General features: G+C 76.9%; 12 protein-coding genes. 3 read left to right on the forward strand and 9 right to left on the reverse strand.

Annotation, left to right across the window (positions count from 1 at the left end):
• Positions 1–39: 39 nt before the first annotated feature.
• Genes BM223_RS09875 through BM223_RS30220 form a run of 3 tightly spaced genes read left to right on the forward strand, consistent with a single transcriptional unit; the run spans position 40 to position 2,208 of the window.
• A complete protein-coding gene (locus BM223_RS09875; protein WP_038678050.1) occupies positions 40–1,701 on the forward strand; it encodes an acetolactate synthase in 1,662 nt (553 codons plus the stop codon).
• A 1-nt stretch (position 1,702) separates the two neighbouring features.
• Positions 1,703–2,086, forward strand: coding sequence for a thioesterase family protein (locus tag BM223_RS09880; protein WP_052138454.1), 384 nt, complete (start codon positions 1,703–1,705; stop codon positions 2,084–2,086).
• A 47-nt stretch (positions 2,087–2,133) separates the two neighbouring features.
• A complete protein-coding gene (locus tag BM223_RS30220; RefSeq protein WP_370249596.1) occupies positions 2,134–2,208 on the forward strand; it encodes a 50S ribosomal protein bL37 in 75 nt (24 codons plus the stop codon).
• A gap of 65 nt (positions 2,209–2,273) precedes the next feature.
• Here the strand turns inward: BM223_RS30220 and BM223_RS09885 are convergent, their stop codons facing one another.
• From BM223_RS09885 to BM223_RS09925, 9 genes are all read right to left on the reverse strand, one after another.
• Complete coding sequence (locus BM223_RS09885) at positions 2,274–3,296, reverse strand: helix-turn-helix domain-containing protein (protein ID WP_052138453.1); 1,023 nt, start codon at positions 3,294–3,296, stop codon at positions 2,274–2,276.
• Positions 3,297–3,471: 175 nt separating this feature from the next.
• A complete protein-coding gene (locus tag BM223_RS09890) occupies positions 3,472–4,380 on the reverse strand; it encodes a helix-turn-helix domain-containing protein (protein ID WP_052138452.1) in 909 nt (302 codons plus the stop codon).
• A 116-nt stretch (positions 4,381–4,496) separates the two neighbouring features.
• On the reverse strand, positions 4,497–5,972 hold the full coding sequence (locus BM223_RS09895) for an oligosaccharide flippase family protein (protein ID WP_038678048.1): 1,476 nt from the start codon (positions 5,970–5,972) through the stop codon (positions 4,497–4,499).
• Positions 5,969–7,090 (reverse strand): GNAT family N-acetyltransferase, encoded by a 1,122-nt coding sequence (locus BM223_RS09900; protein WP_038678046.1) that lies wholly within the window; start codon positions 7,088–7,090, stop codon positions 5,969–5,971. The genes BM223_RS09895 and BM223_RS09900 overlap by 4 nt, the downstream gene beginning before the upstream one ends.
• A gap of 20 nt (positions 7,091–7,110) precedes the next feature.
• Entirely contained in the window at positions 7,111–8,127 is a 1,017-nt protein-coding gene (galE, locus tag BM223_RS09905) for a UDP-glucose 4-epimerase GalE (RefSeq protein WP_038678045.1), read from the reverse strand.
• Between the two features lies 1 nt (position 8,128).
• The gene (locus BM223_RS09910) at positions 8,129–8,953 is read right to left on the reverse strand and encodes a hypothetical protein (protein WP_038678043.1); all 825 of its coding nucleotides are present in this window, start codon (positions 8,951–8,953) and stop codon (positions 8,129–8,131) included.
• On the reverse strand, positions 8,950–10,041 hold the full coding sequence (locus BM223_RS09915) for a glycosyltransferase (RefSeq protein WP_052138451.1): 1,092 nt from the start codon (positions 10,039–10,041) through the stop codon (positions 8,950–8,952). Before BM223_RS09915 ends, BM223_RS09910 begins: the two co-directional genes overlap by 4 nt.
• The gene (locus BM223_RS28895) at positions 10,038–11,153 is read right to left on the reverse strand and encodes a glycosyltransferase family 4 protein (protein ID WP_038678042.1); all 1,116 of its coding nucleotides are present in this window, start codon (positions 11,151–11,153) and stop codon (positions 10,038–10,040) included. The genes BM223_RS09915 and BM223_RS28895 overlap by 4 nt, the downstream gene beginning before the upstream one ends.
• Positions 11,135–13,957: an oligosaccharide flippase family protein gene (locus BM223_RS09925; protein ID WP_052138450.1), complete on the reverse strand. Its 2,823-nt coding sequence runs from the start codon at positions 13,955–13,957 to the stop codon at positions 11,135–11,137. The genes BM223_RS28895 and BM223_RS09925 overlap by 19 nt, the downstream gene beginning before the upstream one ends.
• Positions 13,958–13,962 lie beyond the last annotated feature (5 nt).

Below are 13,962 nucleotides of genomic sequence, written 5' to 3' on the forward strand. Positions count from 1 at the left end.
GGGCCCGACCGGCGGGCCGTCCCTGGTTAGGGTGCCCGGGTGACCACTCCCCCGGATTCCCTGACCGGCCACGCGGGCGAGATCGCCGTGGCGGTCGCCCAGGCGCACGGCGTCGAGACGATGTTCACGCTCTCGGGCGCCCACGTCTTCCCGATGTACGACGGCGCGGTGAAGTCGGAGCCGCCGGTGCGGCTGCTCGACGTGCGCCACGAGCAGACGGCGGCGTTCGCGGCCGAGGCCACGGGCAAGCTGACCCGGGTCCCCGGCCTGGCGGTGCTCACCGCGGGCCCGGGCGTGACCAACGGCGTCAGCGCGATGGCGCAGGCCTCGTTCGCCGGCTCCCCCATGGTCGTCGTCGGCGGCCGCGCGCCGGCCAACCGCTGGGGCACCGGTGCGCTGCAGGAGATCGACCACCTGCCGATCGTCGCGCCGGTGACCAAGCACGCCGCGACGCTGATGACGGCGAACGACGTGGCGGCCGGCTTCGACCAGGCCTTCACCCAGGCGCGCAGCTCGCACCGCGGGCCGGCGTACGTCGACGTGCCGATGGACGCCTTCTTCGACGCCGGCACCGGGCCGGCCCCGGTGCTCGGCGCCTACCGCGGCGCCGAGCCCGACAGCGACGCCGTCGCCCGGATCGCGGGACTGGTCGCGAGGGCCGAGCGGCCGGTGCTCATCCTCGGCACCGACGTGTGGGCCGACCACGCCGAGGAGGCCGCGCTGCGGCTGGTCGAGGAGATGCGGCTGCCCGCGATCACCAACGGCATGGGCCGCGGCGTGGTGCCGGGCGGCCACCCGCTCCTGGTCACCAAGGCGCGCGGCGCCGCCCTCAACGGCGCCGACCTGGTGGTCGTGGTCGGGACGCCGCTCGACTTCCGGCTCGGGTACGGCGTCTTCGGCGGCAAGGACGGCGGCACCCCGGCGGCCGTCGTTCACATCGCGGACTCCCCCGGCCAGCTGTCCGGGCACGCCGATCTCGCCGCGTCGGTGAGCGGCGACCTGAGCGCCGTCCTCGACGGCCTGCTGTCCGCGCTGGCGGGCGCGGCCCAGCCCGACCGCGCGGACTGGCTGACGCTGCTGCAGGACACGGTCGCCGCGGCGAGCGCGCGCGACGCCGCGCTGCTGAGCGCCGAGGCCGACCCGGTGCACCCGGCCCGGATCTACGGCGAGCTGGTCCCCCGCCTCGCCGACGACGCCGTCGTGATCGGCGACGGCGGCGACTTCGTGTCGTTCGCCGGCAAGTTCGTCGAGCCGAAGCGGCCCGGCTGCTGGCTCGACCCGGGCCCCTACGGCTGCCTCGGGGCGGGGCTCGGCGCCGCGATCGCCGCCCGGATCGCGCGGCCCTCGGCCCAGGTGGTGCTGCTGCTGGGCGACGGCGCGGCCGGCTTCTCCCTGATGGACGTCGACACCCTCGTGCGCCACGGCCTGCCGGTCGTGATGGTGATGGGCAACAACTCCGCGTGGGGGCTCGAGAAGGGGCCGATGCAGATGCTCTACGGCTACGACGTCGCCGCCGACCTGGCGCCCCGCACGGCGTACGACGAGGTGGTGCGCGCGCTGGGCGGTGCCGGCGAGACGGTCACCGACCCGCGCCACATCGGGCCGGCCCTCGACCGGGCGTTCGCCGCGAACGCGCCGTACCTGGTCAACGTGATCACCGACGTCGACGCCGCCTACCCGCGGGCGACCTTCGGGATCTGAGATGACGAGCGCCACGCTGACCTTCACCGTGACCGACGCCGACACCGCGCTCGCGCTCGGCTCGGGAAGCCTGCCCGTGCTCGGCACGCCGCGGCTCCTCGCCTGGTGCGAGGCGGCCACCTGCGCGGCCGTCGAGGACTCCCTGGGCTCCGGCGAGACGAGCGTCGGCACCCGGGTCGAGCTCGAGCACCTCGCCGCCACCGGCGTCGGCGGGAGCGTCGAGGTCACCGCCCGCGAGGTGTACGCCGACGGCCGGCTCCGCCGCTACGCCGTCGCGGCGCGCAACCGGGGCGCCGACGGCCGTCCGGGCAAGCTCGTGGGCTCCGGGGAGGTCACCCGCGTCGTGGTCGACGCCGACCGCTTCCTGGCCCGGATTTCCGGCTGAGCCCCCGGCCTGAGAGAATGACCCGATTCACGACTTCAGGAGGAACCATGGGCAAGACCGGCCGCAAGCGCCGCGCGCGCCGCAAGAAGGGCGCGAACCACGGCAAGCGCCCCAACAGCTGAGCGCAGCGCATCCGCACAACCCCCCGACCGCACCGGTCCGGGGGTTCTGCTTTTTTGCGGTCCGCTCACGCCCCCTGGGACGACGGCGCGGGGCCGGCGGCGGCAGCCGGCACCTGGAGCGCGCGCGAGGCGCGCTGGATCCGCAGGAAGAGCGCGGCTGACGGCGTCACCGAGCCGCGGATGTAGCTCGACAGCCGCGACGGCGAGGTGCCGATCCGGGCCGCGAACTGGCGCTGCGAGACGCCGCTGACCGCGACCAGGTGCTGGACATGCCGGGCGATCTGCTCGCGCTCGCGGTCGTGCCCCCAGGCGCGGCACCAGGCGAGCACGGTGTGGATCGCGGGACGATCGGCGGCGTCGGCGAGCTCGGAGATGCTCTCGGCGTACGGACCCCACGGGCTCGTCGCGAGCCGCTGCAGGTGCCGGCGCCACTCGACGAGCGAGCCCTGCTCGAGGAGGGTGACCAGCTCGTCGGCGGAGTCGATCGGCACCACCTCGTCGACGGCGACGCCGACGGGCTGGGGGTCGATCGGCTGGAAGAGGAGCTCGCGGCCGAGCTCGAGGCACCCGGCGACGACGTCGTCGCCCTCGCCGTCGCCGGTGCCGGCGCCAGTGCCCTCGCCGTCGCCGTCGGCCGTCCGCTGCGCGAGCATCGGCGCGAGGAGGCGGCGGGCCACGGCCGTCGTCCAGGGCAGGTCGGCCCGGGTCTCGAGCATCCGCGCCACCCGGTGCTGGAGCCGGCCGACCCGGTCGGCACCCAGCCGCTCGCCGAGGCCGGCCGCGGCGGCGAGGTCGTCGGGGTCGTCGAAGACGACGAGCGCGACGAAGTTGGCGAGCACCGCGCACAGCACCAGCGAGCGCCCGTCGCTCCCCCGCTGCTCCAGCACCGTCAGGAAGCGCCCCCAGAGCAGCTGGTGGTGCTCGGGCACCTGCTCCTGCCGGGCCAGCACGTCGCGGATCACCCCCGCCTTGAACGCCCCGATCGGCTGCTCGGCCCGCCGCTCGTACTGGGTGAGGAGCGAGAACGGTGCTGCGCGGACCGCCGGTACCGCGGGTGTCGGAGCGGACGGGGTGGACGGGCGAAGCATTGACGGGACCGCCTTGCGGGTGGGGGGATCGACTGCCGGTCCGAGACTCCGGTCATCTACCAGACCCTGGACCGGTCGAAACATCACGCGGGAATGTCCATAAAACCGAGAGGACTTTCCCGCGGGGAGTGTGGGCGGTATCACGTTCCGCCGCGGGCGCGACGGCGGGCAGGGCCTAGCGACCCGGCTCGGGCACCCCGAGGTCCGGGTCCCGGTCCCGGTCCCGGCCGGCCCGCTGGGCACGGCGCGCCGCGCGGTTGATCCGCAGCAGCATCGCCGCCGAGGGCGTCACCGTCCCGGTCACGTAGGTCGAGAGCCGCGACGGCGAGGTGCCGACGAGCGCGGCGAACTCACGCTGGGTCAGCCCGGTCTGGTCGATGGTGCTGCGGATGTGGGAGGCGACCGCGCGGCGCTCGTCCTCCTCGGCCTCGCGGCGCGACAGCTCGACGACCGCCCGGATGCTGGCCACCTCGAACGGCTGGGAGACCGGGTCCAGCAGCCCGAGGTGCCGCTCGGCCGTCCCGTCCCAGGGGTCCCCGACCCGCGCCGCCACGACGGCCCGCCAGGCGGGCAGGGCGTGGTCCTCGAAGACCGCTCGCAGGTCGTTCGCGTCGGTGATCGGGGGCGGGGGCCCGCTCGCGTCGCCCACCAGGAGCAGCCGGACGACGCACGCGCCGGCCAGCTCCTCCCGCTCGGTGCGGCCGTCGGGACGCAGCGGCGTGTCCGGACCGCCCCACGCGTAGCCGGCGAGGACCCGGACCAGGTGGGTGGTCAACGGGCGCTCGCCGGTGTCGATCGCGGCGAGCGCGGACTCCTGGAGCCGCGCGACCTGGCTGCCGCCGTGCTGGGCGACGAGCCGGGCCAGGTCGTCGACGTCGCGGGGCTCGGGGAAGTGGATGAGGGCGAGGGCGTTGGCGAGCACCGCCCGCGCGGCGAGGATCGGCGCGTCGTCGTCCGTGGCGCTCAGCGCGGCCGAGGCCCGCGCCCACCGTCGCAGCGCGCCGGCACCGGCACCGGCACCGGCACCGGCACCGGCACCGGCACCGGCTGCACGATGCTCGAACGAGGTGATGATCCCGCGCACCTGACGTCGTTCCCACTCTCGGAGCACCACCGGGGCAGGTGGCCGCGGCGGCCATCGCCGACGACCAGCGTGGGGCCCGGACCCCGTCGCTGGCGAGGACCACCGGCGAAGCGGTATCAGATCCGAGATCCGGCCACCGGCGTCCGGCGCAGCCCGGTGCGCAGCCGCCCGAGCGCGGACGGCGCCAGGCGGTGCACGGCCAGCACCGCGACGACGACGTACGCCAGGCCCGCCACGGCGAGCGCGGGCAGCAGCGGACCGACGGCCTCGAGCACCAGCCCCACCACCACGGCCGCCACGAGGACGGCGACCAGCTCGGGCACCGACACGATGCTGCCGACGGTCCGGGTCAGCGCCCGGACGACGACCACCGACTGCACGAGGAAGGCGACGCTCGTCGCCACCGCGGCCGCCGTGATCCCCCAGACCGGGATCAGCCAGAGGTTGAGCCCGATGTTCGCGACCAGCGCGGCGACGCTCCCGACCAGCACCACGGGATCGGGGCGCAGCGCGAGCAGCACGGTCGACCCGAGGTAGGAGACCCCGAACAGCAGCGGTGCGACGGCCAGCCCCCAGAGCAGGCCGCGGTGCACGTACTCGGGTCCGAACAGCAGGCCCACCAGGTCGTCGCCGCGGGTGGCCAGCAGGACGCCGTACGGCACGTAGACCGCGGCCACCACGACCAGGCTCCGCTGCGCCCACCGGCGCACGTGCTCGGTGTCGTCGGGACGGCTGGCGATGACCGGCACGTACGCACGGGCGAGCGTCCAGCTGACGAAGAGGACGGTCTCGAAGATCCGGTAGCCGGCTCCGTAGACGCCGACCGCCGTGGTGCCGAGGATCATGCCGATCAGGGCGGCGTCGATCCGGAACATGCCCATCGCGGCGACGGCGCCCAGGCCCATCACCGGGGCCGCCTCGAGGATCATCCGGGCCTCGGCCCGGCTCCCCCGGATCCGCATCCGGACGCCGGCCCGGCGGGCCGCGAGGTGCATGCCGAGCACGCCGATGCAGGTCGCGACGAGGTAGCCCAGCGCCGCGCACCACACGCTCTCGGTGACCACCAGCACGCCCACCGACAGGATCAGCGCCGAGAAGCGCTGGACGACGAGCACCACCGCCGACAGGTGCTGGCGCTGCCGGGCGCCGCAGGCCGCGCGCGAGGCGTCGACCAGCGTGTCCGCGAGCCCCGCGGCGACCAGGAAGGTGACCGTGAGCGCGTGGGTCGTGCTCATCGTCCCGAAGAGGAGGCCGGTGGTCGGCACCAGGACGACGGCGCAGAGCCCGAGGCGGATCGCGACGAGCGCGCCGTAGCAGCGGTCGAGCAGCTCGGGCCGGGCGCTGCCGAGCTGGGTGAGCCGGGCCTCCAGGCCCAGCGACGAGAACACCGCCAGGAGCAGGCCCAGGCTCCACCCGAAGGAGAGGACGCCGAACTCCGCCACGCCGAGGATCCGGGCCAGCAGCAGGAAGGTCACGAAGGTCGCGACCTTGCCGAGCAGCTCGGCCACGGCCAGGGTGAGCACGGCGGCGCCGGTGCGGCGCAGCAGCGCGGCCTGCTCGGCCTGCTGGTCCTGCTCGCTCTCGCTCGTCATCGCTCCACGATCCGGTGCACGAGCCCGGCCGGGAGCAGCTCCTTGACCCGGGCGCGGGCCCGGGCCCGGGCGTCGTCCAGCCGGTCGATCCAGGCGTGCGAGCTCGCGCGCAGCTCGGCGCGGTGGATCTCCGCGTTGCCGAACTTGGCGTCGGTGCGCCCGCGCAGCCAGTCGAAGGTGACCACCTCGGGGTCGTCGATGGCGCGCTGGACCGCCGCCATCTCGCAGACGATGCCGCCGCGGTAGCGCATCCAGTCCTGGGCGACCCGGCCGTCGAACAGCCGGGAGACCGGGCCGTCACGCAGGGTCGTGGTGAAGCCCAGCACCTCGTCGCCGACGACGAGCAGGTCGACCACGGCCCGGCCCCGGGCCATCGCGTCGCGCACGACCTCCTCGTGGAAGGCGCGGGTGCCGTCGTCGTCGAGGTGGCTGCGCCGCCCGCTGCCGTGGTCGCGTCCACGGCGGACCTCGACCAGGCGCGGCAGCCACCGCTCCAGCGCCTCAGGGTCGTCGACGACGAGCCGCTCGGCGTGGTGCCCGTCGGCGGCCAGCCGGTTGAGGTCGGTGTTGATCTTGCGCCGGCGGTGCCGGGTCAGGCGGTAGTCGGTGCCGGCGCCCTCGATGCGCGGCATCGGCGGTCCCGGGACGACGGCCGCGCCCGGCAGCCGCGCGAGCAGGCCGGCCAGCACGGGGTCCTCGGGCGCCAGCTGGCTCAGCCGCAGCGACCACCGGCGCTGGCCGCGCAGCCAGGCCACGATCGCGCCGGCGAGCAGGTCGGCGGCCTCAGGGTCGTCGTGGAACAGCTCGGCGTAGTCGTTGAGCTCGCCGCCCAGCACCTCGACCCGCAGCACGCCGGTCCGGCGCCGCACGACGAGCGGGGCGAGCGCGACCACGCGCCCCGGGCTCGCCGTGCTCCCCGGGCTTCCCGGCTCGCGGAGCACGATCGTCACCGGCTCGCCCGGCAGGTGCCGGGCCGCGGCGGCGAGCCACCCGGCTCCGGTGCTGAAGGCGCTGCTGCGCCCCTCGACGTACGGCGCGAGGTCGGCGAGAGCGGCGCGCGCGGCCGCTCCGTGGGCGACCTCGGTGAGCACGGTGGCGACGGTGGTACGCGGGGGCATGTCCCTCTGGTGCACCGGGCTCACCTGCTTGATCCCACGAGCGCCGGATTCTCGAGAAGGGCCGGGCGCCGCTCGAGCCAGGCCAGGAGGTCGGCGATGCCGGTGGCGAGGTCGCGCTCGGCGTGCCAGCCGAGCAGGTACGCGGCGCGCTCGGTCCGGGCGAAGGTGCCGGCGGTGTCGCCGGGCCGGCGCGGCGCCGCGACGACGGGGACCGGGCGGCCGGTCACCGCGGCGAAGGTGGCGACCAGCTCGTGCACCGTCGTCCCGCGCCCGGTCCCGAGGTTGATCGCCTGGGACCGCCGGCCGTCCAGCGCCCGCTCGAAGCCCTCGACGGCGGCGACGTGGGCGCGCGCGAGGTCCCAGACGTGGACGTAGTCGCGCAGCGCGCTGCCGTCCCGCGTGGGGTAGTCGGTGCCCCGCACGGGGAAGCTCGCCCCGGTCCGGAGGCTCTCGGCGAGCACGCCGAGGACGTGCCCGGGGCGCGGCTGCTGGGGACCGGTGCGCAGCTGCGGGTCGGCGCCCACCGGGTTGAAGTAGCGCAGCGAGAGCACGCGCAGCCGGGTCGCCGCGGCGAGGTCGGCGAGCATCAGCTCGGCGACGGCCTTGGTCCGCGCGTAGGGGCTGGCGGGCGCCCAGGGCGCGTCCTCGTCGACGCCCGCGGCGCCGGCCGGACCGTAGACCGACGCCGAGCCGCTGAGCACGAGGTCGCGCACCCCGGCCTCGGCGAGGGTCTGGGCGAGCTCGAGGGTGCCGGTCACGTTGGTCCGGTAGTAGTCGGCGGGCCGGGCGACCGACTCGGGGACCGCGACCCGGGCCGCGCAGTGCACGGCCGTGCGCAGGCCCGGGTGCTCTGCCACGATCCGGCGCACCAGGCCCGCGTCGGCGATGTCGCCGCGGTAGAAGCGCCGGCCCCGGACGAACTCCGCCCGCCCGGTCGAGAGGTCGTCGAGGACGACGGGCCGGTGCCCGGCGTCCGCGAGCGCGGAGGCGACGGTGCTGCCGATGTAGCCGGCCCCGCCGGTGACGAGGACGTCCATGTCAGCACCGCCCCGGGACGCCGGGCGGCACGCCCTGCGGGATCGCCTGGGCGAGCACCCGGCCCAGCCGCAGGTCGCGGGGCACCGCGTGGAACAGGCGCAGCCGGACGGTGCCCGGCCGGCCGGACGCGAAGCAGTAGAAGCGCCCCGACACCACCTGGACCACGCGGCCGTCGGCGTCGACCAGCAGGGCCTGCGCGGCGACGTAGCCGCTGAGGTCGCCCTCCGCGGTGAGCCGCGCGGTGACCACGGTGTCGTCCGGCAGGTGCCGCAGCCGGGCGTCGCGCACCCGCACCGCGGGCACGGCGCCGTCGCCGGTGCGCAGGTCGCGCGCGACCGGACGGGCCTCGACCTCGGCGACGTCTCGCAGCGGCGAGCGCAGCTCGGCGAACAGCCCGAACTCCGCGCCCGGGGCGAGCCCGACCACCGTGCAGCAGACGTCGTCGGGCGTGCCGCTCGTGCTGAGGACGGCCGCGCCGGAGCGGTCCCGCGCGGTGAGCAGCACCCGGGCCCGCTCGATGACCTCGTCGGTGTCGTTGCGCACGACGACCGCGAGCTGTCCGCCCTCCTGGCCCCACGAGACGACCGTCAGCCCCGAGGCGTCGGGGGCCGTCGGCGACGGAGACGACGAGGGCGATGCGGGCGGTGGGCTCGCGTCGCTCGGCGCGGGGCTGCTCGGGACCGGGTCCGGGGCCGGGTCCGGGTCGTCCGCGCCGCGGTCGACGCCGTACATCAGCAGGAAGCCGCCGATCAGTCCGGCCAGCACGCACCCGATGCCGGCGAACAGCGGCCAGCGCGGGCCGCGCTTCTCGCTCCAGGGGCTCATTGCGTTCCTTCCGTCGTCAGGGCACTGCGGGGGGCCTCGCCGGCCAGGCGGGCGTAGATCTGCCGGTACTGCGCGAGCATCCGCTCGGGGCCGAACCGGCGCGCGGCGACCTCGCGGCCGCGCTCGGCGAGCGCGTGGCGCACGGCGGGCGTGCCGGCGACCTGGTCGAGGGCCTCGACCAGGGCGGGCACCGAGCCGGGCCGGACGATCCGGACCGCGCCGGCGAAGTGGTCGACCACCCCCGGCACGCCCGAGGCGACCACGGGGACGCCCGCCCCGATCGCCTCGAGCACCGAGATCGGCAGGCCCTCCCAGTCGGTGGGCAGGACGGCGAAGTCCGCCGCGGCCAGCAGCCGCGGGACGTCGGTCCGCTCCCCCAGGAAGCGCACCCGGTCGGTCAGCCCGAGCATGCCGCTGCGCGCGGTGAGGTGCGCCCGGTGCGGGCCGTCGCCGGCCAGGAGCAGGACGGCGGGCTGCGGCAGCCGGGACCAGGCCTCGAGCAGGAGGTCGTGCCGCTTCTGGTCGACCATCCGGGCCAGGCAGACGCCGACGACGGCGTCCGGGGCCAGGCCGAGCTCGCGGCGGGCGCGCTCGCGCGGGTAGTCCGGGAGCGGCTCGATGGTGTTGGCGACGACGTCGATCCGCGCCGCCGGGTAGCCGTGCCGCTCGAGCTGGACGGCCAGGTGCGGCGCGACGACCACGACCCGGTCGCTGGTCTTCTCGAGGAGGCTGGCGGCCCGCCCGACCTCGGCCTCGCTGACGCCGTGCAGCGTCGTGACGATCGGAGCGCGACGGCCGAAGGCCAGCCGGGCGAGCGTCGCGGGCTTCGGGTTGTGGGCGTGGACCAGGTCCGGGGGCGCGAGGGTGCGCAGCCGGCGCAGCGAGCTGGCGAGGTCGGTCAGCCGGCGGCCGACCAGGCGCAGCGGCAGGTGGTCGACCCCGGCGGCCTCCAGCTCGGCGACCCGGAAGCCGGGCGTGCTGGCGACCCGGACCTCGTGCCCGTCGGCGGCGGCGGCGAGCGCGAGGCGCACGGCCACCACCTCGGCGCCCCCGACGCCGAGCTCGGAGATGATGGTCAACAGCCTCATCCGGCCACTCCTTCGTAGATCGGGACCAGGGCGGCCACGGTGTGGTCGATCCGGTGGTGGCCGGCGACACGGGCCCGGGCCGCGGTGCCCAGCGCCCGCCGGCGCGGGGCGTCGGCGACGAGCGCGCCGAGGGCCGCGACCCACTGCTCGTCGTCGCCGGGGCGCACGAGGAGGCCGTCGACGCCGTCGCGCACCACCTCGGGGACGCCGCCGACGCTGGTCGCGACGGGGGGCACCCCGCAGGCCATCGCCTGGAGCAGCGCCATCGGCGAGGCCTCGGCCGCCGACGACAGGACGAACAGGTCGGCATCGCGCAGGACCGGCGCCGGGTCGGGGAGGTAGCCCGCGAGCCGGACCCGGTCGCCGGTGCCGGTGGCCGCGACGGCCGCCTCCACCCGGGCGCGCTCGGGGCCGTCGCCGACCAGCACGAGCTCGAGGTCCGGCACCCGGGCGGTCGCCCGGACCAGGTCGTCGACCCGCTTGACCGGCTGCAGGAGGCCGACCCACACCGCCCGCACCCGGCCGGAGGCCGGGACGGTCCGGGGCGCCGGCGCGGCGTCGAGCCAGGACCCCGCCACCCCGTTGGGGACGACGTGCACCCGCTCGGCCGGCGCCCCGACCTGCTCGCGGGCGTAGCGCGCCAGCGCGGCGCAGGGCGTGGCCACCGCGGTCCGGGGCCGGGACGCCAGGACGCGCTCGGCCCACAGGTAGGCCGCCCGGTCGCCCCGGCGCGGTGCGGTCACGGCGAGGTTGCCCGGCACGAGGGGCGCCAGCGAGTCCGGGACGCCGTGCAGCGTGTAGACCGTCGGCACGGCCGCACGGCCGGCGAGCAGCCGGCCGACGAGCCCGGCCCGCCGGTCCTGGAGGTGGACGACGTCCGGGGCGATGGTGCGCAGGGTGCGGGCGATCGCGCGGGCACCGCGCAGGTCGCGCTTGCCGCCCATCGCGGCCGGGTGGACGCGCACCCCGAGGCCCGACGCCCGGTCGAGCACCGCGCCGGGCGGCCCGACCAGGTGGCTCTCGTGCCCGCGCCGGGCGAGCTCGGCGGCGACGTCGACGGCGTGGTCGACCGGTCCCCCGCGTTCCTGGGTGATCAGCTGGACGACGCGCACGGGCGCACCTCCTCCCGGGCCGCGGCGCCGAGCGCCGTGCCGAGCGCGACGAGCAGCCACACCGGCAGGTAGAACTGCTCGCTGAGGAAGCAGGCGGCGGTGAGGGTGCCGGCGAACGCGACGACCACGGCGTCCGCGACCGGGCGCAGCGCGGGACGACGGCGGGCGCGGAGGGCGCCGCGGACGCCGTACCCGAGGGCGGCGAGGAAGGCGGCGAGCGCGGGCAGGCCGAGCTCGGCGCCGACGTCGAGGTACATCTGGTGCGCGACGCTCTGGCGCACGACCGGCACGTCGGCGGGGAGGTAGTACGAGGCCGACGCGGCGAACCCGCCGGGGCCCTGGCCGAGCAGCGGGTGGTGGGCGGTCATCTCGGCGGCGACCGTCCAGGTGGCGAACCGCTGGTCGACGTTCTGGGCGGCGACGTGGCGCTTCTCGCCGAGGCTGCGGTCGACGGTGTCGGCGTGCGTGGCCCAGAGCGCGACGAGCGCGGTCCCGGCCGCGGCGGCGACGGCCAGCGCGGTGACCGGACGGACCGCGCCGATCGCCAGGGCGACGGCCACCATCGCGACCAGGCCGATGAGCGCCCCGCGCGAGAGCGTCGCGAGGGCGGCGAGGACGAGGACCGCCGCGCACACCGCGAGCAGGGGCGTCAGCAGCCGCGGCCGACGGGGCCGCACGAGCACGAAGGGCAGCGCCGCGACGAGGAAGAACGCGAGGTCGTTGGCGTCGGCGAGCGGACCCGCCGCGCGCCCGCCGTCGCGGAGGAAACCGATCAGCGCGACGAGTCCCGCCGCGCTGCACGACAGCGCGAAGGCGGTCGCCAGGCGCCGGACCGCCGCGGCCGGGTCGGGCCGCCCGCGGGCGATCGTGTCGACGAGCACCACGACCACGACGAGGTACGACGCATAGGTCAGCGCGTGCGCGCCGCCGGTCGCGAGGTCGCCCCCCGCTGCCACGAACGAGGCGAGCAGCAGGACGCCGAGGCAGCCGAGCGCGGCGACGGCCGGCTCGCGCAGGGTGCGGCGGCCGGGCTCGGCCACGAGCCGGACCACCCAGGCCAGGAGCAGCACCGCGCCGGTCGCCTTCACCGCGGCCGGGTGCACCTCGCGGGCCAGGTCGCCGAACGGCTCGACCACGACATAGGCGATCGCCGCCCACTCGACCCGGCAGACCGCGACGGCCAGCGCGAGGACGACGACGATCCCGAGCAGCAGCGCGACCGGCTCCGTCACCGCGAGGTGGCCGCCGCCGGCGACGACCGCGGCGAGCGGGAGCAGGAGGAGCCAGCCGGGCCGGACGCGCGCCCGCGCACGCCCGGAGGTCCGGGGCCGGCCGAGGAGCAGGAGGGTCCCGGCGTAGGCGGCGAGCGCGCACGTGCCCACCACGCCGAGCCGGACGAACGAGACCGCGGGCCCCGGCAGCAGCCGGTCGGCGACGACGGCGACCGCGGCGAGCGCGACCGCCGCGACCGCGACCGGCACCAGCCTCCGGCCCGCGCGGCGCAGCGCGGCACCGTCGAGGCCGGGCACCCCGCGCCGGGCCAGGACGACGGCCGCGGCGAGCGTCAGCAGCCCCGCCGCGACCTGCGCGACGGCGACGGCGGTGACCCCGCGGTCGACGACGAGGAGCAGCAGCGCGACGAGCGCGACGAGGTGGAGCGCGGTGATCCGGAGCAGGTCCGGGGTCCGGCCGACCGCCTTGAGCGCGGCGAGCAGCGGCTCCAGCGCGCTGAGCAGGAGCCCGTAGCCGGCCAGCCAGCGCAGCGCCGGGACCGCGGGCGCCCACTGCTCGCCGAGCAGAGTCAGCTGGGGCGCGAGGACCAGCATCCCGGCGTACAGCGGGACGACGAGGACGTGCACCCGGACGGCCGCATCGACCGTCGCGGCGCCGATCGCGGGACCGCGCAGGCGGCACAGGTGCGCGAACACCGCCCCGCCGATGACCAGGGCGATGAGGAGGTACGGCATGAAGGCGAGCCGGAAGGCGATCGAGTAGGTCCCCACGTCGGCGCTGCCGAGCCGGTGCGCGACGAGCAGGTAGTCCACGTTGAGCACGAGCAGCGAGAGCACGCTCCCGGCGGCGAGGCTGCGGCCGAAGGCCAGCAGGGCGACGGCGTCCGGGCGCGCCCAGCCCGGGCGGACCGGCGGGCGCACCACCCAGAAGACGACGAGGGTCACGGCCGCCAGCGCGACCTGGCCGTGGACGAGGGCGTAGGCGCCCTGCCCGGCGGCGAGCGCGGCCACGGTGACGAGCGCGCCCACCACGTTGCCGGCGACGTCAGGCAGCACCCGGCGCCGGAAGTCCAGGGAGCGGCGGAGCAGCTCGCCGCTGACCCCCGCGGCGGCCACCAGGGGCGCGCAGAGCACCACCCCGCGCAGCACGCCGGTGCCCTCCTCGCCCACGCGGAGGACGTCCGCCAACACCGGCGCCGCCACCCAGACCACGGCGACCAGGACCGCGGAGGTGGCCAGCGCGAGGGTCAGCGCGGTGCGCGCGGCCCGCTCGGCGTCCCCGCGCAGGTGGACGAGGGCGGTGCTCGTGCCGAGGTCGGCGAGCACCGTGACCACGTTGAGCACGACGGCGGCCAGGGCGATGAGGCCCATCGCACCGGGGTCCAGCACCGCGGCGAACACCAGCAGGACGAGCGTCTGCGCGGTCTTCGCCGTCACCGCCCCGACCGCGAGCCACCCGGCCCCACCGGTCACCGGCGGCGCGGGGGTGGGTCGCACCGGCACGGCGGCGCGGGCCGGGCGCTCGGGGGCGCGCTCGGTGCGCTCGGAGCGCTCGGGGACGAGGACGGACATCGGGC

The organism is Pimelobacter simplex (assembly GCF_900114845.1).
Lineage (GTDB): Bacteria > Actinomycetota > Actinomycetes > Propionibacteriales > Nocardioidaceae > Nocardioides > Nocardioides simplex.

Coding starts and splice junctions, on each gene's coding strand:
- BM223_RS09880 (WP_052138454.1), top strand. CDS start 1,703: ATGACGAGCGCCACGCTGACCTTCACCGTGACCGACGCCGACACCGCG.
- BM223_RS09885 (WP_052138453.1), bottom strand. CDS start 3,296: ATGCTTCGCCCGTCCACCCCGTCCGCTCCGACACCCGCGGTACCGGCG.
- BM223_RS09895 (WP_038678048.1), bottom strand. CDS start 5,972: ATGACGAGCGAGAGCGAGCAGGACCAGCAGGCCGAGCAGGCCGCGCTG.
- BM223_RS09900 (WP_038678046.1), bottom strand. CDS start 7,090: ATGCCCCCGCGTACCACCGTCGCCACCGTGCTCACCGAGGTCGCCCAC.
- galE (WP_038678045.1), bottom strand. CDS start 8,127: ATGGACGTCCTCGTCACCGGCGGGGCCGGCTACATCGGCAGCACCGTC.
- BM223_RS09910 (WP_038678043.1), bottom strand. CDS start 8,953: ATGAGCCCCTGGAGCGAGAAGCGCGGCCCGCGCTGGCCGCTGTTCGCC.
- BM223_RS09915 (WP_052138451.1), bottom strand. CDS start 10,041: ATGAGGCTGTTGACCATCATCTCCGAGCTCGGCGTCGGGGGCGCCGAG.
- BM223_RS09925 (WP_052138450.1), bottom strand. CDS start 13,957: ATGTCCGTCCTCGTCCCCGAGCGCTCCGAGCGCACCGAGCGCGCCCCC.